Origin of the sequence: Pantoea septica, from assembly GCF_002095575.1 — a bacterium.
Lineage (GTDB): Bacteria > Pseudomonadota > Gammaproteobacteria > Enterobacterales > Enterobacteriaceae > Pantoea > Pantoea septica.
On the sequence record NZ_MLJJ01000003.1, the window covers coordinates 110,342 to 136,568 of the forward strand.

28 protein-coding genes are annotated in these 26,227 nt (G+C 61.2%); 15 read left to right on the forward strand and 13 right to left on the reverse strand.

Annotated features, from left to right (window positions below; genetic code table 11):
- Both HA46_RS02540 and HA46_RS02545 read left to right on the forward strand, forming a co-directional pair.
- Positions 1-1,017: a transketolase family protein gene (locus HA46_RS02540; RefSeq protein ID WP_084882082.1), complete on the forward strand. Its 1,017-nt coding sequence runs from the start codon at positions 1-3 to the stop codon at positions 1,015-1,017.
- A 307-nt stretch (positions 1,018-1,324) separates the two neighbouring features.
- Complete coding sequence (locus HA46_RS02545) at positions 1,325-2,386, forward strand: NAD(P)H-dependent flavin oxidoreductase (RefSeq protein ID WP_084882083.1); 1,062 nt, start codon at positions 1,325-1,327, stop codon at positions 2,384-2,386.
- An 18-nt stretch (positions 2,387-2,404) separates the two neighbouring features.
- Here HA46_RS02545 and HA46_RS02550 read toward each other — a convergent pair whose 3' ends face one another.
- The 3 genes from HA46_RS02550 to HA46_RS02560 form a co-directional block, all read right to left on the reverse strand.
- The gene (locus HA46_RS02550; RefSeq protein ID WP_084882084.1) at positions 2,405-2,950 is read right to left on the reverse strand and encodes an NUDIX domain-containing protein; all 546 of its coding nucleotides are present in this window, start codon (positions 2,948-2,950) and stop codon (positions 2,405-2,407) included.
- A 36-nt stretch (positions 2,951-2,986) separates the two neighbouring features.
- Positions 2,987-3,316 (reverse strand): SMR family transporter, encoded by a 330-nt coding sequence (locus tag HA46_RS02555; RefSeq protein WP_033790043.1) that lies wholly within the window; start codon positions 3,314-3,316, stop codon positions 2,987-2,989.
- Between the two features lie 159 nt (positions 3,317-3,475).
- Complete coding sequence (locus tag HA46_RS02560; protein ID WP_084882085.1) at positions 3,476-3,736, reverse strand: hypothetical protein; 261 nt, start codon at positions 3,734-3,736, stop codon at positions 3,476-3,478.
- 279 nt (positions 3,737-4,015) lie between these two features.
- Between HA46_RS02560 and hpxO the strand changes: the two genes are divergently transcribed.
- On the forward strand, positions 4,016-5,173 hold the full coding sequence (gene hpxO, locus HA46_RS02565) for an FAD-dependent urate hydroxylase HpxO (protein WP_033790047.1): 1,158 nt from the start codon (positions 4,016-4,018) through the stop codon (positions 5,171-5,173).
- Between the two features lie 28 nt (positions 5,174-5,201).
- On the opposite strand, the gene dcp is transcribed toward hpxO, so the two are convergent.
- The gene (gene dcp / locus HA46_RS02570; protein ID WP_084882086.1) at positions 5,202-7,250 is read right to left on the reverse strand and encodes a peptidyl-dipeptidase Dcp; all 2,049 of its coding nucleotides are present in this window, start codon (positions 7,248-7,250) and stop codon (positions 5,202-5,204) included.
- A 65-nt stretch (positions 7,251-7,315) separates the two neighbouring features.
- Positions 7,316-8,629: a guanine deaminase gene (guaD, locus tag HA46_RS02575; protein WP_084882087.1), complete on the reverse strand. Its 1,314-nt coding sequence runs from the start codon at positions 8,627-8,629 to the stop codon at positions 7,316-7,318.
- 364 nt (positions 8,630-8,993) lie between these two features.
- Here guaD and ydfG point away from each other — a divergent pair, with 364 nt between their 5' ends.
- Positions 8,994-9,740: a bifunctional NADP-dependent 3-hydroxy acid dehydrogenase/3-hydroxypropionate dehydrogenase YdfG gene (ydfG, locus tag HA46_RS02580; RefSeq protein WP_033790053.1), complete on the forward strand. Its 747-nt coding sequence runs from the start codon at positions 8,994-8,996 to the stop codon at positions 9,738-9,740.
- Positions 9,741-9,773: 33 nt separating this feature from the next.
- Here ydfG and HA46_RS02585 read toward each other — a convergent pair whose 3' ends face one another.
- Entirely contained in the window at positions 9,774-10,103 is a 330-nt protein-coding gene (locus HA46_RS02585) for a YnfA family protein (protein WP_084882088.1), read from the reverse strand.
- Between the two features lie 131 nt (positions 10,104-10,234).
- Between HA46_RS02585 and HA46_RS02590 the strand changes: the two genes are divergently transcribed.
- Both HA46_RS02590 and HA46_RS02595 read left to right on the forward strand, forming a co-directional pair.
- The gene (locus HA46_RS02590) at positions 10,235-10,570 is read left to right on the forward strand and encodes a DUF1283 family protein (protein WP_033790054.1); all 336 of its coding nucleotides are present in this window, start codon (positions 10,235-10,237) and stop codon (positions 10,568-10,570) included.
- A 55-nt stretch (positions 10,571-10,625) separates the two neighbouring features.
- Positions 10,626-10,922 (forward strand): DUF1161 domain-containing protein, encoded by a 297-nt coding sequence (locus HA46_RS02595; protein WP_033790055.1) that lies wholly within the window; start codon positions 10,626-10,628, stop codon positions 10,920-10,922.
- A gap of 72 nt (positions 10,923-10,994) precedes the next feature.
- On the opposite strand, the gene HA46_RS02600 is transcribed toward HA46_RS02595, so the two are convergent.
- Complete coding sequence (locus HA46_RS02600; RefSeq protein ID WP_033790056.1) at positions 10,995-12,461, reverse strand: MDR family MFS transporter; 1,467 nt, start codon at positions 12,459-12,461, stop codon at positions 10,995-10,997.
- 309 nt (positions 12,462-12,770) lie between these two features.
- Here HA46_RS02600 and osmY point away from each other — a divergent pair, with 309 nt between their 5' ends.
- The 4 genes from osmY to osmV are packed head-to-tail and all read left to right on the forward strand — an operon-like array spanning position 12,771 to position 16,208.
- The gene (gene osmY, locus HA46_RS02605) at positions 12,771-13,484 is read left to right on the forward strand and encodes an osmoprotectant ABC transporter permease OsmY (protein ID WP_084882089.1); all 714 of its coding nucleotides are present in this window, start codon (positions 12,771-12,773) and stop codon (positions 13,482-13,484) included.
- Positions 13,485-13,497: 13 nt separating this feature from the next.
- Positions 13,498-14,415: a glycine betaine ABC transporter substrate-binding protein gene (locus tag HA46_RS02610; protein ID WP_084882090.1), complete on the forward strand. Its 918-nt coding sequence runs from the start codon at positions 13,498-13,500 to the stop codon at positions 14,413-14,415.
- A 9-nt stretch (positions 14,416-14,424) separates the two neighbouring features.
- A complete protein-coding gene (gene osmW / locus HA46_RS02615) occupies positions 14,425-15,072 on the forward strand; it encodes an osmoprotectant ABC transporter permease OsmW (protein ID WP_033747177.1) in 648 nt (215 codons plus the stop codon).
- The gene (gene osmV, locus HA46_RS02620) at positions 15,072-16,208 is read left to right on the forward strand and encodes an osmoprotectant ABC transporter ATP-binding protein OsmV (RefSeq protein WP_084882091.1); all 1,137 of its coding nucleotides are present in this window, start codon (positions 15,072-15,074) and stop codon (positions 16,206-16,208) included. The genes osmW and osmV overlap by 1 nt, the downstream gene beginning before the upstream one ends.
- 71 nt (positions 16,209-16,279) lie before the next feature.
- Here osmV and HA46_RS02625 read toward each other — a convergent pair whose 3' ends face one another.
- The 4 genes from HA46_RS02625 to HA46_RS02640 all read right to left on the reverse strand — a co-directional run bounded on the left by HA46_RS02625 (position 16,280) and on the right by HA46_RS02640 (position 20,897).
- On the reverse strand, positions 16,280-17,659 hold the full coding sequence (locus tag HA46_RS02625; protein WP_084882092.1) for a nucleobase:cation symporter-2 family protein: 1,380 nt from the start codon (positions 17,657-17,659) through the stop codon (positions 16,280-16,282).
- 182 nt (positions 17,660-17,841) lie between these two features.
- The gene (gene bioD / locus HA46_RS02630) at positions 17,842-18,540 is read right to left on the reverse strand and encodes a dethiobiotin synthase (RefSeq protein ID WP_084882093.1); all 699 of its coding nucleotides are present in this window, start codon (positions 18,538-18,540) and stop codon (positions 17,842-17,844) included.
- A gap of 104 nt (positions 18,541-18,644) precedes the next feature.
- Positions 18,645-19,862 (reverse strand): sugar metabolism global transcriptional regulator Mlc, encoded by a 1,218-nt coding sequence (gene mlc / locus HA46_RS02635; RefSeq protein ID WP_033790063.1) that lies wholly within the window; start codon positions 19,860-19,862, stop codon positions 18,645-18,647.
- Between the two features lie 138 nt (positions 19,863-20,000).
- Positions 20,001-20,897: a LysR family transcriptional regulator gene (locus tag HA46_RS02640; protein ID WP_084882094.1), complete on the reverse strand. Its 897-nt coding sequence runs from the start codon at positions 20,895-20,897 to the stop codon at positions 20,001-20,003.
- A 93-nt stretch (positions 20,898-20,990) separates the two neighbouring features.
- Here HA46_RS02640 and HA46_RS02645 point away from each other — a divergent pair, with 93 nt between their 5' ends.
- The 4 genes from HA46_RS02645 (at position 20,991) to HA46_RS02660 (ending at position 24,694) form a co-directional block, all read left to right on the forward strand.
- Positions 20,991-22,250 (forward strand): MFS transporter, encoded by a 1,260-nt coding sequence (locus tag HA46_RS02645; protein WP_084882095.1) that lies wholly within the window; start codon positions 20,991-20,993, stop codon positions 22,248-22,250.
- 168 nt (positions 22,251-22,418) lie between these two features.
- A complete protein-coding gene (locus tag HA46_RS02650) occupies positions 22,419-22,670 on the forward strand; it encodes a hypothetical protein (protein ID WP_033790068.1) in 252 nt (83 codons plus the stop codon).
- A gap of 122 nt (positions 22,671-22,792) precedes the next feature.
- A complete protein-coding gene (gene cybB / locus HA46_RS02655) occupies positions 22,793-23,332 on the forward strand; it encodes a cytochrome b561 (protein ID WP_084882096.1) in 540 nt (179 codons plus the stop codon).
- A gap of 177 nt (positions 23,333-23,509) precedes the next feature.
- Positions 23,510-24,694 (forward strand): sugar transporter, encoded by a 1,185-nt coding sequence (locus tag HA46_RS02660; RefSeq protein WP_033790072.1) that lies wholly within the window; start codon positions 23,510-23,512, stop codon positions 24,692-24,694.
- A 38-nt stretch (positions 24,695-24,732) separates the two neighbouring features.
- Here HA46_RS02660 and HA46_RS02665 read toward each other — a convergent pair whose 3' ends face one another.
- Positions 24,733-24,990, reverse strand: a complete 258-nt coding sequence (locus HA46_RS02665; protein ID WP_033790074.1) for a hypothetical protein — start codon at positions 24,988-24,990, stop codon at positions 24,733-24,735.
- A 31-nt stretch (positions 24,991-25,021) separates the two neighbouring features.
- Positions 25,022-25,279, reverse strand: a complete 258-nt coding sequence (gene bhsA / locus HA46_RS02670) for a multiple stress resistance protein BhsA (RefSeq protein WP_084882097.1) — start codon at positions 25,277-25,279, stop codon at positions 25,022-25,024.
- A 293-nt stretch (positions 25,280-25,572) separates the two neighbouring features.
- On the opposite strand from bhsA, the gene HA46_RS02675 reads away from it, so the two are divergent.
- On the forward strand, positions 25,573-26,223 hold the full coding sequence (locus HA46_RS02675) for a TetR/AcrR family transcriptional regulator (protein WP_033790078.1): 651 nt from the start codon (positions 25,573-25,575) through the stop codon (positions 26,221-26,223).
- The last annotated feature ends 4 nt before the right edge of the window (positions 26,224-26,227 follow it).

Here is a 26,227-nt window from a genome sequence, read left to right on the forward strand (position 1 = left end):
ATGAGCACTTCAACGTTAAAAAAACGCCTGACTACCTCGGCGATGATCGCCTCGATTGCCGCGGAGGGCCAGCCGACGGAGGCTGCGCCTTTTGGCCACGCGCTGGTCGAGCTGGCGCGTCAGCGTCAGGATATCGTCGGCCTGACCGCCGATCTGAGCAAATATACCGATCTGCACCTCTTTGCCGACGCCTTCCCCGACCGTTTCTTTCAGATGGGCATGGCGGAGCAGCTGCTGATGAGCGCCGCTGCCGGTATGGCGCGCGAAGGCTTTACGCCCTTCGTCACCACCTATGCGGTGTTCGCCTCGCGTCGCGCCTATGACTTCATCTGCATGGCGATCGCCGAAGAGAACCTGAACGTGAAAATCGCCTGCGCGCTGCCCGGGCTCACCACCGGCTACGGTCCAAGCCATCAGGCGACCGAGGATCTGGCGATATTTCGCGGTATGCCTAACCTGACGATTATCGATCCCTGCGATGCGCGGGAAATCAGCCAGGTGGTGCCGGCCATCGCTGACCATCAGGGGCCGGTCTATATGCGCCTGCTGCGCGGCAAGGTGCCGCTGGTGCTGGACAAGTATGACTACCGCTATCAGCACGGAAAAGCGCAGCGGCTGCGCTCAGGAAAACATGCGGTGATTATCAGCAGCGGCTTAATGACGATGCGCGCGCTGGAGGCGGCTGAACAGCTGGAAAGCCGCGGCATTGAGGTCGGCGTGGTGCACTCCCCGGTGATCAAGCCGCTGGATGAGGCGACGATACTGCGCGAGGCCGGCGAAGCGGTCAGCGCGGGACGGCTGGTGATCACGGCGGAAAACCACTCGATTACCGGCGGCTTGGGCGAAGCCATCGCGGCGACGCTGCTGCGCCGCGGCGTGACGCCCCGTTTCCGGCAGATCGCCCTGCCCGACGCCTTTCTCGACGCGGGCGCGCTGCCGACGCTGCACGATCGCTACGGCATCTCGACGCAGGCAATGGTGACGCAGATTACGGCGTGGCTGGAGCATGGCGTCTGACAGGTGGCAACCATCCGGGAGCCCTGCGCTTCCGGATGGGTAAGCCAACCGCCCTTTTATCTGTAAGACCACAGGTTTTTGCATGGAGGTTAATGATGGGTTTTATACAGGAGCCTTACGTATGCTGTAACTAAAAGCGCTAATAAACTCTCTATGCTCGCTATGGCATCTGCTGTCTCTCGCCGGCGCAGAAGCTGCTGCAGTCTGGTTTTTGCAGCCTGACGCGCAGAGTTGAGCGCCGGAGTTGCGTTTCCCTTGCGGCGACGCGATGCTGCCCGCTAACGATTCCACCAGCAGGAGAGCGAAGATGGATAATCCACTCTGCCGCGCGTTACAGATAGCTTTTCCTTTAATTCAGGCCCCGATGGCGGGCGTCTCTACCCCCGAACTGGCCGCCGCGGTGAGCAACGCGGGCGCGCTGGGCTCGATCAGCCTCGGCGCCGCTACCCCGGCTCAGGCCTACGCCATGCTAGAGCGCCTGCGGCAGCTTACCGCCGCGCCGATAAACGTGAATCTCTTTTGTCATGCCCCACCGCAGCGCAATGCCGAACGCGAACGCGCCTGGCTGGAGCGCTTTGCGCCGCTGTTTGCGCAGTATGGCGCCCCGCCGCCGCCCGCGCTAACTGAAATATACCCGACGTTCGACGCCGGCTCCCCGCTGCTGGAGCCAATCCTTGAGGCTGCGCCCGCCGCGGTAAGTTTTCATTTCGGCCTGCCGGAACAAAGGGTGATAGATCGGCTGAAAAAACAAGGCATTCTGACCCTGGCCAGCGCCACCTCCGTTGAGGAGGCGCGCCAGATTGCCGCTGCAGGCATCGATTTCGTGGTGGCGCAGGGTTTTGAGGCAGGCGGCCATCGCGGCATTTTCGATCCTGAACAGGCGGATGCGCAGATGAACACCCGGACGCTGGTACAGACAATCCGCAATCAGTGCGATCTTCCCGTCATTGCCGCTGGCGGCATTATGGACGGCAGCGACATCGCCGCGATGATGAAGCTCGGCGCCGCAGGCGTACAGCTGGGAACAGCCTTCCTGCTCTGCCCCGAGTCGGCCGCCAACGCCGCCTGGCGCGCGGCGCTGAAAAGCGACGCGGCCCAGGAGACCGAAATGACCGCCGCGATTTCCGGCCGCCCGTCGCGCTGCCTGAGCAACGCCTTTTGCCGGACGACGCGAGACGTCTCGCGGGACGCGATCCCGGACTATCCGCTGGCCTACTCGCTGGGCAAAGCGCTCGCCGCCGCGGCCGCGACGCAGGGCGAGCACGGCTTTGGCGCGCAGTGGGCGGGCCAGGGCGCACCGCGCGCGCGGGAAATAGCGGCGGCGGAGCTGGTTAACACCCTGATCGCGGAGTATCGCGCGGCGCAGTAGCACGCGCCGGTCGCCCTTTTAGCGCGCGGGCTCTCCCAGCAGCATCAGCAGCGGCACTAGCGACAGCCCGTCGGGTATTTCGCCGTCGGCGATCAGCTGCCGGATTTCGGTGCGGGTAAACCAGCCGGTGGTCATTACCTCATCCTGATCTTCGTCCAAGCCGACGAATTCCAGATCGGTGGCGACAAACGTAATAAACAGCTGGTCGCTGCTGCCATAGGAGGGGTTGTAGCGGATAAGCTCGCGGACGCTGCCGGCGTAATAGCCGCTCTCTTCCCGCAGCTCGCGCCGTGCGGCGCAGGCGGGCGGCTCATCGGCGTCGACGCCGCCGGAGGGAATGGCCCACACCACGCGATCGATCAGATAACGATACTGCCGGATCAGCAGGATCTTCTCCTCCTGCATCGCCACAATGCCGACCGCAGGACGCGCATGATGCACGGCGTAGAAATCCCGTGGCTCTCCTTCGCTGAGGGCGATACGCGCTTTACGCACGCTAAACCAGGGGTTTTGCAGGAGTGTCTGCACCTCATGAATATCCGATTCGGTGAGCTGTTTTTTCACGTTTATCTCCCGTCGATAAAGGTGAAACAGACTACCTTAGTGCCCCACCGTTTTGGAAAAAAGATTGACCACCAGCACGCCGGCGATGATCAGCCCGAGGCCGATGATAGCGGGCAGATCGAGTTTCTGCTTGAACACCACCCAGCCGACGGCGGAAATCAGCACGATGCCGACGCCCGACCAGATAGCGTAGGCGATGCCGGTTGGCATGGTGCGCAGCACCAGCGTCAGGAAATAGAAAGCGATGGCATAGCCAGCCAGCGTCATTACGGCGGGCCAGAGTCGGGTAAAGGATTCCGAAGCCTTGAGGCTGCTGGTCGCGATCACTTCCGCCACGATGGCGATAAACAGATAAACGTAAGTCATAACATCCCTAAGAGGCGCGGAGAATGTCCGGCAGCAGCGCCGGTTCAGGCAGCACAAAAGAGCTATTTTAGGTGATGGCCAGCAGGAAAGGGAAACGGCGGCAGGCCGGTTTAACCTGAATCAATAAACGGCAAACCTGTCGATTTGCCGTTTCGGGCGTTATCTGCACTGGCTGGCGCAGTTCTGCACGCAGATCTGCGTCTGGCTGCTGCAGGAGCCGTTGCCGCGCGTATTGCAGTGCGAACGCTCGACGTAACAGTTCTGCTGGCAGCTGGCGAGGTCGCACTTCGCCGCAACCGGCGTCAGCTGAGCGATGGGCGCCCGCCCGCTAAACAGCGCTGACGACACCGTCGGCTGGGCGGTAGCGCTCTGTCCCAGCAGTAAAGCGGTGAGCAACAGTATGATGTAACGACTTTTCATTTTTCACTCCCCCGGGTTCGATACCGGTTAAGTATGGCTGGCGAACGGACATACGTCTGCGCCGCGCACGTAAAAGCGCCAGGCGGTCACATTTCAGCGGCCGGTCTGAAACGAAAGATTCACCTGACCTTTAAAGCACCAAAATGAAGCATTTTTGCTGCCCTGCTGTCTCATGCTGGCGCGCCCTCGCCCCGTTGCCGCTGTCAAAATCCCGCCTGACGGGGGCTGCCGGGTTGGTACAAAAGTTGCAGCTTTTTTCCTGTCGAAAAGGAGACTGGTATGAAAGCAATTGTAATTGGCGGCGGCATTGGCGGTATGAGCGCGGCGCTCGCGCTGGAAAAAGCGGGTATCGAAACAGCGGTGTTTGAAGCGGTAAAAGAGATGAAGCCGGTGGGCGCCGCAATCTCTGTCTGGCCGAACGGCGTGAAGTGCCTGAACGCGCTGGGGCTGAAAGCGCAGCTGCGCGCCCTGAGCGGCAATATGGCCTTTATGGCCTATCAGGATTTCGCCAGCGGCGCGACCCTGACGCGTTTTAGTATGGAGCCCCTGGTGCGCCAGGTCGGGGAATATCCCTCGCCGGTGGCGCGCGCCGAACTGCAGGCGATGCTGATCGACAGCTACGGGCGCGAACGCGTCAGCTTCGGCAAACGCGTAGCGCAGGTCGAACAGCATGAGCACGGCGTGACCGCTCTCTTCGAAGATGGCACCGCCGCGCAGGGCGATCTGCTGATCGCCGCCGACGGCGCGCATTCGGTTATCCGCCAGAGCGTGCTGGGCGAAAAAGTCGAACGCCGCTATGCCGGCTACGTCAACTGGAACGGCCTGGTGGAAATCGATGCCGCGCTGGCGCCCGCCGATCAGTGGACCACCTTCGTCGGCGAAGGCAAACGCGTCTCGCTGATGCCGGTGAGCGGCAACCGCTTCTACTTCTTTTTTGACGTGCCTTTGCCGAAAGGCCTCGCGGAAGACCGCAGCACGGTAAAAGCGGACCTGCGCCGCTACTTCCAGGGCTGGGCGCAGCCGGTGCAGCGCCTTATCGACGCTATCGATCCCACCACCACCAACCGCGTCGAAATCCACGATATCGACCCCTTTAGCCGCTTCGTCAGCGGGCGCGTCGCGCTGCTGGGCGATGCGGCGCACAGCACCACGCCAGACATTGGTCAGGGCGGCTGCGCGGCGATGGAGGATGCGCTGGTGCTGGCCGCCTCTCTCGCTGCACACTCGCTGGGCATTGAAGATGCGCTGCAGCGCTATGAAGCGCGGCGCGTGGACCGCACCCGCGATCTGGTGCTGAAAGCGCGCAAGCGCTGCGACGTGACCCACGGCAAAGATCCCGCGGCGACCGCAGCCTGGTATCAGGAACTGCGTCAGGAAACCGGCGAACGCGTGCTGGCGGGCATGTGCGAAACCATCGAGGGCGGTCCGCTGGGATAAAAAATGCGGGCATTGCGCCCGCTGAGGTTTAGTCGGCCAGGCCGCGATTTTTCAGCATCGGCTCAAGCTGGGGTTCGCCGCCGCGCCAGTTCTCATAGAGCTGTTTCAAATCGCTGCTGTTGCCGCGCGACAGGATCATCTGGCGGAAGCGGTCGCCGTTCTCGCGCGACAGCCCGCCATTCTCCACAAACCACTGATAGCCGTCGTCCGCCAGCATCTGCGTCCAGATATAGGCGTAATAGCCGGCCGCGTAGCCGCCGCCCCAGATATGCTGGAAGTAGCTGGAGCGATAGCGCGGCGGCACGGCCGTCAGCGCCATGTTGTCGCTCTGCAGCGCCTGCTGCTCAAAGCCCTCTACAGACTGCGGCGTCTCGCCAGCGTTGATACTGTGCCAGTGCAGATCCAGCAGCGCGGCGGCCAGCAGCTCGCTCATGTCGTAGCCTTTGTTGAAGCGGCTGGCGCGCACGATCTTCTGGTGCAGCGCCTCCGGCATCGCCTCGCCGCTCCGATAGTGACGCGCATAGTTAAGGAACACCAGCGGCTCGCTCGCCCAGTGCTCGTTGAACTGCGAGGGAAACTCGACGAAGTCGCGCGGCGTGGCGGTGCCTGAAAGGCTCGGATAGCGCTGGGTGGCGAACAGCCCGTGCAGCGTATGACCGAACTCATGGAACAGCGTAATGACCTCTTCCCAGCTGAGCAGCGCCGGTTCGCCTTCCGGCGGACGAGTATAGTTGCAGACGTTGTAGATCACCGGACGCGTTGCCAGCAGCTTCGACTGGTTGACAAGGTTGCTCATCCACGCGCCGCCGCCTTTATTATCGCGCTTGAAGTAGTCGGTGTAGAACAGCGCCAGCGGCGCGTCGTCGACATCAAAGATCTCATAGACGCGCACGTCGGGATGGTAGACCGGCATATCGTGACGCTCGCTGACGCGGATGCCGTAAAGCTGGTTAGCCGCCCAGAACACCCCTTTCTCCAGCACGGTGTTGAGTTCGAAATAGGGGCGGATCTCGCTTTCATCGAGATCGTACTGCGCTTTGCGCACCTGCTCGGCATAGAAGCTCCAGTCCCAGGCAGCCAGGGTAAAATCGCCCTGCTGCTGGTCGATGGTCTGCTGGATGGCGGCCGCTTCGCGTTCGGCGCGCGCCCGCGCGGCCGGAACGATATGGCGCATAAAGGCGAACGCCGCGTCAGGGGTTTTCGCCATCTGATCCTGCAGCTGCCATTCGGCGAAGCTGGCGAAGCCGAGCAGCCGCGCCTGCTGCGCCCGTACCTGCGCCAGCTCCAGCACCAGCGCGCGGGTATCGTTTTCGTCGCCCTTCTCGCTGCGGCCAACCGAGGCGGCGAACAGCGCCTGGCGCGTCGCGCGCGAACGCAATGCCTGCAGCGCCGGCTGCTGGGTGGTATTCTGCAGCACCAGCAGCCAGGCGTTCTCCAGCCCGCGCGCCTGCGCCGCCGCCTGCGCCACCGCTAAACCGGCCGGGCTCAGGCCCTCCAGCGCTTCGGCGTGCTGCACCACCAGCCCGCCCGCTTTGGTCGCGGCCAGCAGCTTATTGGTAAAGCGCGTGCTGAGGCGCGCCGCCTGCTGATTGAGCGCCTTGAGCCTCTGTTTGGCCTCTTCCTCCAGGCTGGCGCCCGACAGCTGATAGTGCTGCCAGGTCACCTCCACCAGCCGCAGCGATTCAGGATCGAGCGCCAGCGTCTCGCGCTGCTGATAGACAGCGTCAAGGCGGGCGAACAGCGCGCCGTTCAGGACGATGTCATCATTGAGCGCGGTCAGCTGCGGCGCGATCTCTTCATCGACCCGCTGCAGATAATCGCTGGTATTCGCTGAGGTCATGGCGCCGAAAACCAGGTTGACGCGTTCAAGCAGCCGTCCGCTGCGCTCCAGCGCCTCATAAGTGTTGGCGAAGGTGGGCGGCTCAGGATTTTGCGCAATCGCCTCCACCTCTTTACGCTTCTCCTCGATACCCGCCAGCAGCGCGGGCAGAAAGTCCGCTTCCTGAATCTGATCAAACGGCGGCGCCTGCCAGGGCAGCGTGCTTACCTGAAAAAACGGATTTTGTCTGACGTTCATGCCTCGCTCCTGATTACCGTGCAAAGATTCATCCTGGCAGGTTGCCGCGCCCGCAACAACTCGCTCTACGCTTTCGCCTCGTCGCGCCGCCATACCGCGCGTCCGTTCACCCAGGTCTCGGCGATGTTGCGATCGTCGCCCAGCGTCATCAGCACGAACAGCTGCTCCCAGATATCTTTACTGTTGCCGACGCGCAGCCGCTGCAGCGGCGAGACGGCCAGATCCAGCACCACGAAATCCGCCTCTTTTCCCGGCGCGAAGTTGCCGATGTGCGGGTGCAGATCGAGCGCGTGCGCGCCGCCAAGCGTGGCGTGATAGAACGCCTCTGCCGCGCTGAGCCGATACTGCTGCAGCTGCCCGACCTTATAGGCCTCGCCGAGCGTCTGCAGCATATTGAAGGTGGTGCCCGCGCCAACGTCGGTGCCGATGCCAATCCTGACGCCCTGCTGCCAGCTGCGCTTGAGGTTGAACAGCCCGCTGCCGAGAAACAGGTTTGAGGTCGGGCAAAAGGCGATGGCGGAATCGGTATCATGCAGGCACTGCCACTCACGATCCTCCAGATGCAGACAGTGCGCGAACAGGCTGCGCCGTCCGGTGAGCTGATAGCGATGATAAACGTCGAGATAGCCGTCATGCTGCGGAAAGAGTGATTTTACCCAGGCGACCTCCTGCGGGTTTTCGCTCAGGTGAGTATGCAGCCAGACGTCGGGATATTCCTGACGCAGCTGACGCACCTTTTCGAGCAGCGCCGGCGTCGAGGTGGGCGCAAAGCGCGGCGTCAGCGCATAGCTGAGCCGACCGCGCCCGTGCCAGCGCTCAATCAGCGCCCGCGTGTCGGCATAGCTCTGCTCCGGCGTCTCCAGCAGCGCGTCCGGCGCGTGGCGATCCATCATCACCTTGCCGGCGATCAGCCGCATAGCGAGCGCATCGGCGGCGCTGAACAGCGCCTCTACCGACTGCGGATGCACGGTGCCGAACACCAGCGCGCTGGTGGTGCCGTTTGCCAGCAGCTGCTGCAGAAAAAAGGCGGACATGGCGGCGGCGTGATCGGCGCAGTGATACTGGCTTTCCACCGGAAAGGTATACTGGCTGAGCCACTGAAGCAGCTGCTCGCCCCAGGCGCCTATCATCTCGGTCTGCGGATAGTGAATATGGGTGTCGACAAAGCCCGGCACAATCAGGCGGCCGCGCAGATCGATAAGATCGTCTGGCGCATGCGGCAGCGTCTCCCAGGCATGCAGCCCGACGATGCGCCCCGCCTCCAGCAGCAGCACGCCATCGTCGATATAGCGCGCCTGCGCCATTATCTCCTCGGGTTGCCGCGCAACGTCGGTAAAGTCAAAAAAGCTGGCGCGAATCGCCATAAGGGTTGATGACATACGCTTTCCTTTCTTCCACGCACGGACGTGGTTAACAGTCATAAGATCGACCTTGAATTGCAACCTGCATGCCAGAACCAGTTGCTGTTCAATATGTTATGTGAAAAAAGCATTTTTGCCCCGGCGACAGAAACGGTATCGTATGCGCAACCGGTTGCCTTCCTGGCAGGCAAACTGCGCTGAAAACATGCCGCGGATGACGCGCGCGGCTCTGCCCGTCTTTGGTGCAGCGCGCGCCACAATAGCGCAGAGGAACGCGTGAAAAATTCCTTTACAGCCCGCGGGCGCTTTTGTCGCGCAGCAGCGCCGCTGAAGTGGTATGGTGAAAAAAGGTCAACTGAAAAACGTGTTAAGGAACAGTGAGATGATTATTTTTGTTACCGGCGCGACGGCCGGTTTTGGTCAAAGTATCACCCGCCGATTCATTGAAACAGGTCACAAAGTGATTGCCAGCGGCCGCCGCGCCGAGCGCCTGCAGGCGCTGAAAGAGGAGCTGGGCGAGAACCTCTATCCTCTACAGCTTGACGTGCGCAACCGCGCCGCGATCGAGGAAGCGGTCGCCTCGCTGCCCGCCGAGTGGCGCAATATCGACGTGCTGGTCAATAACGCCGGGCTGGCGCTCGGCATCGAGCCGGCGCATCGCGCCAGCGTCGAAGACTGGGAAAATATGATCGATACCAATACCAAAGGGCTGGTCTTTATGACCCGCGCCCTGCTGCCGGATATGGTGGAGCGCGACGTCGGCCACATTATTAATATCGGCTCCGTCGCCGGCAACTGGCCTTACGCGGGCGGCAACGTCTACGGCGCCACCAAAGCCTTCGTGCGCCAGTTCAGCCTCAATCTGCGTACCGACCTGCACGGCACCGCGCTGCGCGTAACCGATATCGAACCTGGCCTGGTCGGCGGCACCGAGTTCTCTAACGTGCGCTTTAAAGGCGACGATGAAAAAGCGGATAAGGTTTACGAAGGCGCGACGGCGCTGACGGCGGAAGATGTCACCGAGGCGGTTTACTGGGTTGCGACGCTGCCGAAGCACGTCAATATCAACACCCTGGAGATGATGCCGGTGAGCCAGACGCAGGCCGGCCTGAAAGTACACAAGCCCTGACACGGCCAGGCCAGCCGCCGGGCTGGCCTTTTCTCAGGCGCGCCCCCAGCCCGCCACGATTATCAGCATGCCGCAAAACGCCACCAGCGCCCCGCTCCAGTCCCATGCGCTGAGCTTCACGCCGTCCACCACGCGTAGCCACAGCAGCGCGGTCAGCACGTAAACGCCGCCGTAGGCCGCATAGACTCGCCCGCTCGCCGCCGGATGCAGCGTGAGCAGCCAGACAAAGAGCGTCAGACTCAGCGCGGCAGGCAACAACAGCCAGACGGAGCCGTTCTTCTTTAGCCAGAGCCAGGGTAAAAAGCAGCCGGCAATCTCTGCGATGGCGGTGAGAAAAAAAAGCAGCGCGGTTTTGATCAGCATGGGATCCTCTCGCAACGATAAACAAATCGCCCACCGCTGGTGAGCAAATAAAGCGCGATGATATACTAAGCCCTATCTGCCGCAACCCTGAACCATCCCTGCGCGCCAGGCATTAACCGAAGGATAAGACGATGAAAAAATTGTTTCCGCCCCTGTTCGCCGCGCTGCTGGCCGGCAGCGCGATGCTGACCGCCGTGCAGGCCAGCGCCAATACCAGCCGCCTGATTATTGAAGACGGCAACAACGCCGCCAGTAATGAAGCGGCGCGCCAGAGCAAAGAGCAATGGAATGACACGCAACACCTGCGCCATAAGGTGAACACCCGCGTAGAGAAAGAGTTCGATAAAGCGGATCGCGCCTTCGATACCCGCGACGCCTGCGAAAAGAGCTATAACGTTAACGCTTACTGGGAAGCCAATACCCTGCGCTGTCTCGATCGCCGCACCGGCCGACCGGTCGCGCCCTGATTTTTTCTACGGACTGCTATAGTCAGTAAGGTTCACTACGCAAAAGGAGAAGACGATGAAGAAACAGACCGGAATGTTAATCGCAACTTTACTGGCGCTGCCGATGCTGGCGCACGCCTCCTGCGAGTCCGTTAAAGCGGACATCACTCAGAAAATCATTCAGAACGGCGTCCCGGAATCGGGGTTTTCGCTGGATATCGTGCCTAACGATCAGGTCGACCAGGCGGGCGGCCAGGTAGTGGGCCATTGCGAAAACGACACGCAGAAAATTGTTTATAAGCGCGTGGGACGCGGTGACGAAGGCAGCGTGCCAGACAGCGCAGGCAGCTCGCAGGACGCGCCCGCGCAGTAGGCTTACTCTGCTGACGAAGCCGGCCATCCCATCCGCGTCGGCACGCAATAAGGGCGACGGCGTCGCCCTTTTCTATTCCGCCTGTTCCGGCCGCTGTCGCGGCATCATCCACGCCACGCCCAGCGCAAACAGCGCGATGACCAGCGCCACCACGAATACCCAGTGCAGCGAGGCGGCGATCGCCTGCACCATATGGTGCAGCGTCTCGCTGGAGAGCGCCTCGCGCGACGGCGCCGACATAATCTGCTGCACCGGATCGGCGGCGTGCGGCAGTCGCTGCGCCAGGTTCAGGTTCAGCACGGCGCCCATCAGCGCGGTGCCGATAGCCGAGCCCATCATGCGGCTGAACATGATCGACGCGGTGCAGATGCCGCGAATATCGTAGTGCGCATGGTTTTGCACCGACACCAGAAAAGTCGTGCTGGTCATCCCCATGCCGGTACCGATAACGAAGGCGGTCGCGCCCGCCTGCCAGATTGCGCTCTCGGCGCGCAGCAGCAGCAGCAAAGCGCTGCCCGCCACCAGCAGCAGCGCGCCGAGCTGGGCGGTAAAACGGTAAGAGGTGCGCAGCATCAGCCGCCCGCTCAGCGTGCTGGCGAGCGGCCAGCCGATCGACATCATCGCCAGCGCGCTGCCCGCCTGCAGGGGCGTGCCGCCGGTTATCCCCTGAATCCAGGTAGGCAGAAAGGCGCTGATCCCCATCATCGCCGCGCCGATAATCAGATTGCCGGCGTTGCCGGCGATAATCAGGCGGCTTCGCCAGATCTCCAGCGGAAACAGCGGCGCATCGGCGCGCAGCTCATGCCTTTTCAGCTGCCAGCCGGCGAACAGCGCCAGAATCAGAAAGGCGATTAGCCAGTAGCCGAGCCACTCCGCCTGCAGCAGCGCCATCAGCAGCGCGCTGACGCAGATCGTCAGCCAGAGGCTGCCCGCAACGTTCAGCGGCCGCGGCTTCTCGTCGACGCAGTGGGCCGGCAGAAAGCGCGCCAGCATCGCCATGCTGATCAGCCCAATCGGCAGATTGACCCAGAAAATCAGCGACCAGCTAAAGTGCTGCACCAGCCAGGCGCCGGTCAGCGGACCGACGATCGCCGCCACGCCCCAGACGCTGGAGAGCCAGCCCTGCACGCTGGCGCGCTCGCGAGGCGAATAGATATCGGCCACGATGGTAGAACTGAGCGGCATAATCGCGCCGGCGCCCAGCCCCTGAAAGGCGCGGAACAGGATAAGCCACAGCATGCTGTGCGCGAAGCCGCAGAGCACCGAGCCGATCAGAAACAGCGAGGTGCCGATGAAAAACATCCTGCGCCGTCCCCACATATCCGCCAGACGGCCATAGAGCGGCACGCTCACCGCCTGCGTCAGCAGATAAACAGAGAAAACCCAGCCGAACTGTGAAAAACCGCCCAGGTCGGCAATGATGGTCGGCATCGCCGTGGCGACGATGGTCACCTCGATTGCGGCCATAAACATCGCCAGCATACAGGCGAAGAGGATCCAGCCGCGGTGGCTGACCTGCAGGTGTGCGCTCTCAGTCATACATCTCCCTTTTGTTATTCAGCAAGGCTAGCCTAAATTCGCGTCGCCGCTGTGCCCGACGTGCGCCTTATGTGTGACGGCGTCACCTCAACCCGTCAAAATCCGCTAAAAATAGTTAATTTACTGCCGAAACCAGATGCCGCGCGGCTCTACCCGCTGTTTAAGCCGTTTCTATCTGTCTGATTTTGCCGATAAAAAGTAGCGTCGCCCTTTTTACGCTGCTATAGGCTTAATAGCTTTTTATCCATACCTGAAAAAACGGGGCGGCGATCAATCCGCCCTGCACAACAAACAACAGGGAGATCGAGAATGCAAAATGGTTCACTGGTCAGACGCGCCGGCGTCGCGCTACTGGCCGTCGTGTGTGTGCTGGCGCTGCTGGTGTGGGGCCTGGGAATCGATACGCTGCGCGCGCGCCGCGTCGACCTGATCTACCTCGGTCAGCAGCATCTCTATCTGGTTTTCTGGTCGATGCTGTTCGCACTGCTGGTCGGCATTCCCAGCGGCATCCTGCTGAGTCGCCCTTTTGCCCGCCGCTGGGCCGAGTATGCGATGCAGATCTTCAACGTCGGCAATACGCTGCCGCCCCTGGCGGTGCTGGCGCTGGCGATGGTAGTTCTGGGGATCGGCGAAAAACCGGCGCTGTTCGCGCTCTTCCTCGCCTCGCTGCTGCCGATTGTGCGCAACACCTATTCCGGACTGAGCGCGGTGCCGTCCTCTCTGATTGAGGCGGCGAACGGTATCGGCATGACCAAATTCCAGCGCCTGCTTCAGGTTGAGCTGCCCAACGCCTGTCCGGTAATGCTGGCCGGCATTCGTATCGCCACCGCCATTAACGTCGGCACCGCGCCGCTCGCGTTCCTGATCGGCGCCAGCAGCTATGGCGAACTGATTTTCCCCGGCATCTACCTTAACGATTTTCCCACGCTGATCCTTGGCGCGGTCGCCACGGCGCTGTTCGCGCTGCTGCTCGACATGCTGCTGGCGGCGCTGGGCCGCTTTCTCAGCCCGCACGCGGCTTAAACGGGAGACTGATATGACGACGCTGACGCGCTGGTTCAGACGCACCGCAGTGGCCCTCGCCGCGACGCTGGCATTCAGCCAGTCGGCGCAGGCCGACGCACCGCTGGTGATGGCCACCAAAAGCTTTACCGAACAGCATGTCCTTTCCGCCATGACGGTGATGTGGCTGCAGAAGAAAGGCTTTCAGGTGATCCCCAAACGCAATATCGCCACCACCATCGGCCGTAACGCCATGCTCAATAAACAGGTGGATATGACCTGGGAATATACCGGCACCTCGCTGATCATCTTCAACCATATTAAGAAGCCGATGTCCTCTGACGAGGCGTACCAGACCGTGAAAGCCCTGGACGGCAAGCTGGGGCTGGTCTGGCTCGATCCGGCTCCGATGAACAATACCTATGCGTTCGCCATGCAGCGCGCGCGCGCTGAGAAAGAAGGCATCAGCAGCATGTCGCAGCTGGTGGCGAAAATCGAACAGGTGCGCCAGCACGACCCTGACCATAACTGGCGGCTGGGGCTGGACCTGGAATTCTCGGGCCGCTCCGACGGCATGAAACCGCTGCAGACCACCTACAACCTCACACTCGACCGGCCGCAGATTCGGCAAATGGATCCCGGCCTGGTCTACAACGCGGTGCGCGACGGGTTTGTCGATGCGGGCCTGGTCTATACCACCGACGGCCGCGTCAAGGGTTTCGATCTCAAGGTGCTGGAGGATGACAAACACTTTTTCCCCAGTTACAACGTCACGCCAGTGGTGCGCAAAGATGTGCTCGACAGCCATCCCGGCCTTGCGGAAGCGCTGAACCAGCTTTCGCCGCTGCTGACCAGCGAGGCGATTACCGAACTGAACAAGCGCGTCGACATCGATCATCAGTCGCCCGAGCAGGTTGCGCGCGACTTTCTCAACGCTAAAAACATGCTGTAAGGCGGCCATATGGATACCTTTCACTACATTATCAACAACTGGAGCAGCCTGCTGGCGCTAACCTGGCAGCATACCTGGCTGGTGCTGGTGGCGGTCGGCTGCGCCATTGTCGCCGGCGTGCCGCTGGGCGTGCTGATCGTGCGCGTCAGATGGCTGGCCGCGCCGGTGCTGGGCATCGCCACCGTGGTGCTGACCATTCCGACTATTGCCCTATTCGGACTGATGATCCCGCTCTTTTCGCTGATCGGTCAGGGTATCGGCGCGCTGCCCGCCATTACCGCAGTATTCCTTTATTCGCTGCTACCGATTGTGCGCAACACCCATACCGCGCTGGAAAATCTGCCGGACGGCCTGCGCGAGGCGGGACGCGGTATCGGCATGACCTTCTGGCAGCGGCTGCGCTGGGTGGAGATCCCCATGGCGCTGCCGGTGATTTTCGGCGGCATTCGCACCGCCGTGGTGATGAATGTCGGCGTGATGGCGATCGCCGCCGTGATTGGCGCAGGCGGCCTTGGCCTGCTGCTGCTCGACGGTATCAGCGGCAGCGATATTCGTATGCTCATCGCTGGCGCGCTGATGATCTGCCTGCTGGCCATTATTCTCGACTGGCTGCTGCACCGTCTGCAGTCGGCGTTGACTCCTAAGGGGATTCGATAATGATAAAACTGGAAAACCTGACGAAAACCTTTACCCAGAAAAACGGCGCCGGCGTAACCGCCGTCGATAACGTCAGCCTGCATGTGCCACAGGGCGAAATGTGCGTGCTGCTGGGCCCGTCGGGCTGCGGCAAGACCACTACGCTAAAGATGATTAATCGTCTTATCCCCAGCACCAGCGGCAAGATTTTCATTAACGGCGAGGATACCAGCGCCCAGGATACCGTTACCCTGCGCCGTAATATCGGCTATGTGATCCAGCAGATCGGCCTGTTCCCCAATATGACTATTGAGGAGAATATCACCGTGGTGCCGCGCATGCTGGGCTGGGACAAGAAACGCTGCCGCGAACGGGCCACCGAGCTGATGAGCATGGTGGCGCTCGATCCCGCCAAATTTCTCCACCGCTACCCGCGTGAAATGTCGGGCGGCCAGCAGCAGCGTATTGGCGTGATCCGCGCGCTGGCGGCGGATCCGCCGGTGCTGCTGATGGATGAGCCGTTCGGCGCCGTCGACCCGATCAACCGCGAGGCGATCCAGAACGAGTTTCTCGATATGCAGCGTCAGCTGAAAAAAACCGTCATGCTGGTAAGCCACGATATCGACGAAGCGCTCAAGCTCGGCGACCGGATCGCGGTATTCGGTCAGGGAAAGATCGTGCAGTGCGCCAGCCCGGATGAGCTGCTGGCCAGCCCGAAAAATGATTTCGTCGGCTCGTTTGTTGGCCAGGACCGCACGCTGAAGCGCCTGCTGCTGGTGCAGGCGGGCGACGTCACCGATCAGCAGCCCACCATCACCGTTAAGCGCGCCACGCCGCTGGCAGAGGCGTTCGCCCTGATGGATGAAAACGATATGCGTTCGGTGACCGTCGTCGATAACGACGGCAAACCGCTCGGCTTCGTTAAGCGACGCGAAGCGCGCCACGCCAGCGGCAACTGCGAGTCGTTGCTGCATACCTTCCGGGTTACCGGCAAGGCGGAGGAGAATCTGCGCGTGGTGCTCTCTAAGCTCTATGAGCACAACACCGTCTGGATGCCGATCGTCGATGAAGATGGCCGCTACAGCGGGGAGATTTCGCAGGATTATATCGCCGACTACCTCAGCTCCGGCCGCACGCGCCGCCGCCTTAATCCGTAACTTTCTCGCCACCGCCTGCGGAGGCAAGCGGCCCCGACGCATACCTTATTGCGCCGGGGCCGTACGCTTTTCTACAGCCCTTTTTCCACCGCTTCGCCCTGCGGCAAGGCGACAGCGCGCGGCTCGCTGGGCAGCACCAGATTCAGCAGGATCGCCAGCACGCCGCCGGTGGTTACCGCATGGCCAAAAATCTGACTCACCAGCGGCGGGAACTGCTTCAGCGCTTCCGGCACCGCTTCGACGCCCAGCCCCAGACCAAAAGAGACCGCCACAATCAGCATCTCGCGACGTCCCAGCGGGGTTTGGGTCATCACGCGGATCCCGGCGGCCACCACGCTGCCGAACATGACCAGCGTCGCTCCGCCCAGCACCGGCGGCGGGATCTGCTGCATTAGCGCGCCCACGGCGGGAAACAGCCCGAGCAGCGCCAGCATCACTCCCATCACCATGCCGACATAGCGGCTCGCCACGCCGGTCATCTGAATCACGCCGTTATTCTGCGCAAAGGTGGTGTTGGGAAAAGCGGAGAAAACCGCCGCCAGCACGCAGCTGACGCCGTCGGCGCAGATGCCGCCCTGCAGACGACGCTGAAACTGCGGGCCGCTGATCGGCTGCTGCGACAGCATACAGTTGGCGGTCAGGTCGCCCACCGCCTCAATGACCGAAATGACCGACACCAGCGCGATCGGCAAAAAAATGGTCCAGTCGAAGGCGAAGCCGAAACGGAAAAAGCCCGGCAGCGCCAGCCAGCCCGTCTCCGGCAGCGGCTTCAGCGCCAGCGTGCCGCTTAGCGCCGCGGCGAGGCAGCCAACGGCGATGCCGGCGATCACCGCGATCAGCCGCGCCCAGCGGTTGCGCATCCGGTTCAGCGCGATAATCACCAGCAGCGTCAGGGCGCCGAGCGCCAGGTTGCCGGGCGCGCCGAAATTCGCAGCGTTATGCCCGCCCGCCCAGTCGGTGATGCTCACCTTAATCAGGCTGATGCCGATCAGCGTGATCACCGTTCCGGTCACCACCGGCGTCAGCACGCGGCGCAGCTGCGCGACGCAGCGGCTAATCAGTAATGGGATCAGCGCAGCCACCAGCGTGCAGCCGAAGATCATCGCCATAATATCCTCTGGCGAACCACCGCGGCTTTTAACCATCATTCCGCCGGAAAGGATGACGCCGAGGAAGGCGAAGCTGGTGCCCTGCAGGCAGATCATGCCCGCGCCGATCCCCGCCACGCGCCGCGCCTGAAGAAAGGTGCCCATACCGGAAACCAGCAGCGACATGCTAATCAGATAGGGAATGTAGGCCTGCAGTCCCAGCACCGAGCCGATGATCAGCGGCGGCGTGATAATGCCGACGACGCTGGCCAGCAGATGCTGCAGCGCGGCGAAAAACGCGGGTGCAGGCCTGATGCGCTCGTCCAGCCCGTACAGCAATGTTTTCTCTTCTGAATGCGACATAATCGTGCTCCGGCAGTATTGTGATTAACGCTGTTAATGCATTTATCACGCCACGCGCGCGGGCAGCGAAAAGCTAAAGAGGTAACCTGTTGATCATGAAGCAGTTAAAAAAAGAAAGCGCTGCGCTGGATCCTGAAACCATCGATTCAGCCGCAGCGTCTTTGCAGCATAATGTTTCACTGTCAGGCGATCTTTGCACCTGAATCGGGCAGCGCGGCGAGGCCCACCGGAGTGAGATCGAGATAACCGGCTAAGTCGCGCTGTTCGGCGCGCGGCAGATAGGGCAATTCCCCCAACAGCGGCGCGTCGATGCTGTCGCGCAGCACGTCGATCAATTCGGCATAGTGCGCCAGACCGGGGTTGATGCGGTTTGCGACCCAGCCCGCCAGCGGCAGCCCGTCACGCGCGATCGCCTCGGCGGTCAACAGCGCATGGCTGAGGCAGCCCTGCTTGATGCCTACCACCAGCACCACGGGAATCTGGTGCTGCACCACCCAGCCAGAAAGCGGCTTCGCATCATTCATCAGGCTGCGCCAGCCGCCGGTGCCTTCGACTACGACGCAGTCGGCCTGCTGCTCCAGTCGCTGCAGGCTTTGACTCAGCAGCGGATAGTCCATGGGCCTGCGTGGCCGAATGCTGACTTCGTCTTCTTCGTAAATCAACGGGTTGATTGCGTCGTATGGCAGGGTAACTGTTGAACTGCTCTGCAAAACCAGCGCATCTTTACTGCGCAGGCCCTCCGCGCTGCGCACGGCGTTCCGGGCAACCGGTTTGAAACCGACTGCGCTCAGGCCTGCGTGGGCGAGATACTGCAGAAGCGCGCGCGAAACGACGGTCTTCCCTACAGCGGTGTCGGTACCGGTAATGAACAGATTTTTCACCCCACTCCTCCTCAACGTAACGATTTTGTTTTACAAAAAAGCAAAACCTATTGTAAGGAGTGCGGGCAGCAGGCGGCTTGCGTTAGCGCAAAGTTCAGTCGCGCTTAACCTTGTAACAGCTTCACCAGCAGATAGCCGCTGTAGAGGGCGTCTTTGATCAGGGCCGCCGCGCCGAGGGTGCCCGGCTCGCGGAATTCCGTAGGCGCAAGCTGAATCGCTTCGCTGTAGGCGGGCAGCGCCTGCTGGCGGATGGTGCTGCTGACGGCGGGAAACAGGACTTCAGCGGCCTCGTTTAGCGGCGAGCCGATCAGAATATGCTGCGGGTTGAAGATATTGACCATCATCGCCAGCATCCGTCCGACATGATGCCCGACGCCTGCGATGGCGTCGCGCGCCAGCCGATCGCCCTGCTGAGCCGCCATACAGAGCGTCTCCAGCGTTAACGGCTGCTGGTGCAGCACGCTGTCGGGCTGCGCGGCCAGGCGCTGCGCCGCCAGCGCCAGCAGGCTGCCGGTACTGGCGACCGTCTCCAGACAGCCGTGGTTGCCGCAATAGCACTGCTGCCCATAGGGATCGATCTGGGTATGCCCAATCTCCACCAGCGCGCGCCCGCTTTTGTGCAGCAGCTGGCCGCCGCTGATCACGCCCGCGCCGACGGTGTCGTCGATCACAATCTGGATCACGTCCTGCGCGCCGCGCGACGCGCCGAACAGCGACTCCGCCAGCGTCCAGGCGGAGATGTCGTGCTGTACGAAAACCGGCACGCCGGTGCGCTGCGCCAGCGTATCGCCCAGCGGTATCTCGCTCGCCTCATAGCCCGGCAGCCGGTGCACGACGCCCGAGGCGGCGTTAATCAGCCCGGGTAAGGTAATGGCAATCGCCGTGAGCCGTTCAAGCTTGCGCTGGTGGCGCATAAAAAAGGCGTCGACACGATCGATCAGCGAGGTCAGCAGCGGCTGCTGCGCTTCGTCAGGCAGCGGCGAAGACTCCTCTACCAGCGCGCGGCTGCTGAGATCGCGCAGCGTCAGGGTCAGCGAGCCGTGATGCAGGCGCACCGCGAGATAGTGCCAGGCGAGCGTGTCGAGGATCAGGCCGATGGCTGGTCTGCCGCGCGAGCCCGGCTCCTGGAATTCCGTCTCCTGCACCAGATGAGCGTCGAGCATTTCACGTACGATTTTGGTGATGCTGGCGGGCGCCAGCTGCGCCAGCCGGGAAAGTTCGATACGCGAAATCGGACCGTAGAGATCGATCAGGCGGTAAACAACGCCTGCATTAGTCTGTTTGATCTGGTCAATATGGCCAGGCTGACTATCCAGCTTCACGCCCTGTGCTCCCGGTTATTTTCGCGCTTCTAAATAAACAGTGACTATGGTGAGGCAGATTGCGCCTGAGCGTCAAACATTTGATTTGAAATGTGATTTACAGCACATAAAAACCGGGCTTTGCTTAAAGTCTGGCCCTTATTTTTGCGCTGCGGGCGAAAGAAGCCGCATCATATTGCGCATCTGCATCGACGGCTCGCGCTCGCCCGACCAGACCAGCCACACCTCCGACAGCGCATCCTCTTCTTTAAGCGGTAGCCAGACCACATCCGCCAGGCGCGCGCGGGCGAAGGACGCGGGCAAAATCGATACGCCAAGGCCGGTGGCCACCAGCCCGAGGATGGTCATCGCCTCGCCCACCTCCTGCATGATGTAGGGCGTAATCTGATAGCGGCGCAGCAGGCTGAGGATTTCTCCATGCAGCGCCGTGCCGCCCTGCGGATCGAAAAAAACGAAAGGTTCGTTCGCCAGGGCGCTGACAGAGATGGTTTCCGCGTCCGCCAGCGGGTGCGCCCAGTGCACCACCGCGCGCAGCGGTTCGCGCAGCAGCAGCTGATGACGCAAGTCAGACGGCAGCGCGGTGTTGCGCATCACCCCCAGATCGAGTCGCCCCTCATGCAGCGGCGCAAGCTGCTGCCGGGTGTTGATCTCCTGCATCTGGATATGCACCTGCGGCCAGCGCTGGCGAAACTGATAGAGCGCGTCTGAGACCAGACCGGTAAAGGGCGCGGAAGAGGTAAAGCCGATGCGCAGCTCGCCCTCTTCGCCCCGCTCCAGCCGCGCCGCGCGGCTGGCCGCCTGCTCGACCTGCTGCAAAATCGCCCGCGCGTCGCTGAGAAACTGCTGCCCGGCCGGCGTGAGCTGGACGCTGCGGTTGGTGCGGGTAAAGAGTTTGGCGTCGATCTCCTGCTCCAGCTGCATGATCTGCTGGCTGAGCGGCGGCTGAGAAATGTTGAGGCGCTGTGCGGCGCGGCCAAAATGGAGCTCCTCGGCGACCGCGAGAAAATAGCGCAGGTGGCGCAGTTCAATATTCATATTTTAAACATATCAATTGAGATTATTAATATATTAGACAACCTATTAGCGCTTTCCTAGAGTAGATCTACTCTTTTCAGCTAAGGAATTAATGTGCGTCGCTCTTCTCAGGCGGTTACGCTCGACGACGGCGAGTCAGCCGATTCGACGGCGGTCTCTTCCGCGGCATCATCCGTATGGATCAAACGCGGCACGCCGCAGTTTATGCGCGTCACCCTGGCGCTCTTTTCCGCCGGTCTGGCTACCTTCGCGCTGCTCTACTGCGTGCAGCCTATTCTGCCGGTGCTGTCGGCGCAGTTCGGCGTATCGCCCGCCGAGAGCAGTATCTCACTCTCGATCGCCACCGGGCTGATGGCGCTAGGGCTGCTGGTGACCGGCCCGCTTTCCGACGCCGTGGGTCGCAAGAACGTGATGGTGACGGCGCTGATGCTGGCGGCAATTTGCACGCTGATTTCCGCTGCCATGAACAGCTGGCAGAGCATCTTGCTGATGCGCGCCCTCACCGGCCTTTCGCTCAGCGGCGTGGCCGCCGTGGGCATGACCTATCTCAGCGAAGAGATCCATCCCAGCGTTGTCGCATTTTCTATGGGGCTCTATATCAGCGGCAACTCCATCGGCGGCATGAGCGGCCGCTTGCTGAGCGGCGTGCTGACCGACTTCTTTTCCTGGCGCGTCGCCATCGCGGCGATTGGCTGCTGCGCCCTCGCTTCCGCGCTGATGTTCTGGCGCATCCTGCCTGCATCACGCCATTTTCGTCCGGCGTCGCTGAAGCCGCGCAGCCTGATGATTAACTTTCGCCTGCACTGGCGCGACGCCGGACTGCCGCTGCTGTTTGCCGAAGGCTTTCTGCTGATGGGTGCCTTCGTCACGCTGTTCAACTATATCGGCTACCGTCTGCTGGGCGCGCCTTACCATCTCAGCCAGGCGGTCGTCGGGCTGCTCTCTGTGGTCTATCTGACCGGCTCCTGGAGTTCGCCGAAGGCGGGCGCGCTGACGATGAAACTGGGACGCGGTCCGGTGCTGCTCGGTGCTACGGCGCTGATGCTGGCGGGCCTGTTGCTGACCGCACTGAGCGCGGTATGGTGGATTTTCCTCGGAATGATGCTGTTTACCGCCGGCTTCTTTGCCGCCCATGCGGTCGCCAGCGGCTGGATAGGCCCGCGCGCGCGCCGCGCCAAAGGCCAGGCATCGTCGCTCTACCTCTTCAGCTACTATGTTGGCTCCAGCGTAGCCGGTACGCTTGGCGGCCTGTTCTGGCACAGCTATGGTTGGCCTGGCATTACCCTCTTCATCTCCGCGCTGCTGCTGCTCGCCCTGCTGGTAGGCTGGCGTTTGCAGCAAAAACAGCTCTGACGCCGCACGGCGCGCAATAAAAAGGACGCAGCTGCGTCCTTTTTCACCTGTTGCCCCTGAATCTGCCGACTAATTAGGGCCATAAAAAACAAAGTCGCCAATCCTCGCTATAATCCCTCTCACTCCAACAATAAATGTACTTTTTTTTACAGCAATGAGGATGTCCCAATGGGCCATTACTACTACGTTTCTAAAATTTCTGGCTATAACGATAACCATGTGGTGCACGCCGCAGGCTGCCACTATCTTCCCCCGCTTGAATCCCGCCTGTTTCTCGGCACTTTTTATACCGCTAATGCCGCCATTCAGCAGGCGCGCAAGTATTATCCCGGCGCGCTGGGCTGCGAAGCGTGCTGTCCGCTGCCGCTAAAAAAAAACCTGAAGACTCAGAATAGCGTGGCACTAAAGCATATCGCCTGACTCTGATTATGCTGGCCTCGCCGCGTAGGCCAGCAAAGCGTTGCGCCGTTGCGCCAGTTTGTTAAGATTTCTTCTCTCTTTCCAGTAAGGTAGAGCTCTTCTTCCTGATGCCTGAGCAACCTATGCGCGAAAAATATGCCGCTTCACAAATTGCCCTTCACTGGCTGACCTTTCTGCTGGTGGCGCTGGCTTACGCCACTATCGAGCTGCGCGGCTTTGCCCAGCGCGGCTCATGGCAGGGCTACGCGATGATTATCACCCACTTCAGCGCAGGCTTTACCGTCCTGCTGCTGATGCTGGCGCGTCTGTTTTTGCGCACGCGCCATCGCACGCCGCCCATCACGCCGCCCATCGCCCGCTGGCAAACCGGCCTGGCGCATCTGGTGCATACGCTGATCTATGCGCTGTTTATCACCCTGCCGATTTTGGGCCTCACCTCGCGCTATCTGCGCGGACGCGACTGGTGGCTGTTCGGCATACCGATGCCGGTGGCGAGCGAGCCCAGCTTCGATCTTGCCGACAGCCTGATCGACTGGCATGAAACGCTGGCGCCGCTAGGATACTGGCTGATAGGCCTGCATGTCGTGGGCGCGCTGTTTCATCACTATTTTCTCAAGGACAATACGTTGAAACGCATGATGCCGGGCAAAACGCCGCGCTGATACCCCTTGTTTATCGCCCGCGGGCCGGGCGATAAAAAACTTTCAGGAATAAAAAGGCGCTTCCCCGTTCCTCTTCCCGTGCAATTCCCTCACAATGGTCAATAATTGTGACGCAAGTCACTTTCGTGGATGTGAAACCGCATCTTTTTGCTGCTGCTCTGACTGATTTTTATTTTCATGCAATCAACTACTGTATCCCGTAAAACGGCCTGGCTACGCGTGGTGCTGCTGGCTATCGCCGCCTTTGTTTTCAACACCACCGAATTTGTGCCTGTCGGCCTGCTTTCCGATATCGGCGCCAGCTTCAGCATGAAAAGCGCCGACGTAGGCATTATGCTCACGATTTACGCCTGGGTCGTGGCGCTGCTTTCGCTGCCGCTGATGCTGCTGACGCGCAATATCGAGCGGCGCATCCTGCTGTCGGCGCTGTTCCTGATCTTTATCGTGAGCCATGTGCTGTCGACCTTCGCCTGGAGCTTCGCCTCGCTGGTGCTGTCGCGCATCGGCATCGCGCTGGCGCATGCGGTGTTCTGGTCGATCACCGCCTCGCTGGCGATTCGCGTCGCGCCCGCCGGTAAAAAGACCCAGGCGTTAAGCATGCTGGCAACCGGCACCGCGCTGGCAATGGTGCTGGGCGTGCCGATTGGCCGCGTGGTGGGACAATATCTGGGCTGGCGCACCACCTTCGGCATGATTGGCGCCTCGGCGCTGGTGCTGATGGTGCTGCTGGCGCGTATTCTGCCGCGTCTGCCGAGCGAACACACCGGCTCGCTGAGCAGCGTGCCGATGCTGTTTCGCCGACCGGCGCTGGTGAGCATGTATCTGCTGGTGACGCTGGTGGTGACCGCACACTACACCGCCTACAGCTATATCGAGCCGTTTATGCAGTTCGTGGCGAATGCGGATGAGAACTTTACCACGCTGCTGCTGCTGCTGTTCGGTTCCGCCGGAATCCTGGGCAGCCTGCTCTTTAGCTCGCTGGGCAATAAGTTCCCCTCTGCGCTGCTGATCGCCGCGATAGCGATTATCACCCTCTGCATGGGGCTGCTGATTTTCGCCGCCGTTCGTCCGGCCGCAATTACGACGCTCTGTATTCTGTGGGGTATGGCGATGATGATGATCGGCCTGGCCATGCAGGTGCGCGTGCTGTCGCTGGCGCCGGATGCCACCGACGTCGCGATGTCGCTGATGTCCGGTATCTATAATATCGGCATCGGCGCGGGTGCGCTGCTGGGCAATCAGGTCAGCGAGCATCTGAGCATGGGGGACGTGGGTAATATTGGCGGGCTGCTGGGGCTCGTCGCGCTGTTCTGGTGTATCGCTATCTTCCGCAAATATCCGCAGTTGCGCAGCAACGGATAAAAAAAGGGCGTCAGAACCGTGTTCCGACGCCCTTTTTCTTAATTAAGGCTGGCGGCTGTGCCAGACAGCCTGCTCGCGCCAGAGGTCGAAGCGATGGGAAAAGGCTTTACGCGCACGCTGTCCTGCTTTCCCGACAGCTGCTGCTCCAGAGAAATCAGGCTGCCGCTGCCGCTGACGTTAACCGCTGCGGCCTCTGTCTGGTAATAAGGCGCAGCCTCAAGCTGCTGCGCCGCCGCGCTGGCCACTGATGCCGTGCTGAGCAGCGCCGCCATAACGACATACTTCACGCTTTTCATCCTCTCTCTCCTTCTCTCCGACGCCGCTGACTTACTGATAAATCACTGCGGTGCCGTGCAGGTTGTTCTGACCGGAAGTCGAGGTGATGCGGAAAGATTTCGCGCCTGCGGCATCCGCTTTCGCGTTCAGCTGCGCTTCCAGGGAATCCAGGTTAGGGCCGCCCTGCGCGGAGATGGTGCCTACCGGCGTCTGGTGCAGCGGATCGCTGGCGACCTGGTCTGCGGCGAATGCGCCAAAAGTCAGGGCGCTAAGGGCCAGTGCGGCCAGGGTCAGTTTGGTGGTTTTCATAATATCGGCTCTCATATTCGGGTTTGTATAAGGTGTCGTTAAATTAATTAACGATCGTTAAATAAATGGTAGAGCATATAGCGACTCTGCGTCAATCATTTTTTATCGATCGTTATTTTAATGCGGAAGAGGCGTGAGTATGGGCTGCAGCGCCCTTTTTCACTTAACCATATGGGGGAAAACCGGGCGGCAACGCACAAAATGCCAACCCACTTTTACGGGCGCGCAGGCTGGCTTGCATATTTTCTTAATGATCGGTAATTTAATGGAGTGTTTTTCAGACGTGAGGATTTATGAGCCAGCAACATGACGAGGCCGTGAAAAAATGTCGCGGCCGGCCCAAAACCTTCGACCGGGACGCGGCGCTGGACAAAGCCCTGACGCTGTTCTGGACCCATGGTTATGAGGGCACTTCTCTCTCCGACCTGGTCGCCGCCACCGGCGCAAAAGCGCCGACGCTCTACGCCGAGTTCGAGAATAAAGAAGGCCTGTTCCGCGCGGCGATGGAACGCTATATCGAGCGCTTTAGCGCTGAACGCAACGCCGCGCTGCAGGATGAGAGCAAGTCGGTTGCTGAAGCGATTGAGGGCTGGTTCCGCGCTACGGCGGCCTGCTTTACCAACTGCGATACGCCGGCGGGCTGCTTCTTTATCTGTACCTCTACCGCGCTCTCTTCGTCATCGAGCGAGATCGCCCATATGCTGCGCCAGCAGCACGACGCGCAGCAGCAGACGCTGCTGGATTTTCTCACCGCCCGTCAGCAGCGCGGCGATATTCCGGCGCAGGTCGATATTCTCTCTCTGGCGCGCTATCTCGCCTGTATGCTGCAGGGCATGTCAGTGCGCGCGCGCGAAGGCGCGCCGAAAGCGGATCTCGATAATATCATCGACACCCTGATGGCGATGTGGCCGGCGCTAACCGGTGAGTGCATGAAGCAGCGCTGAATAT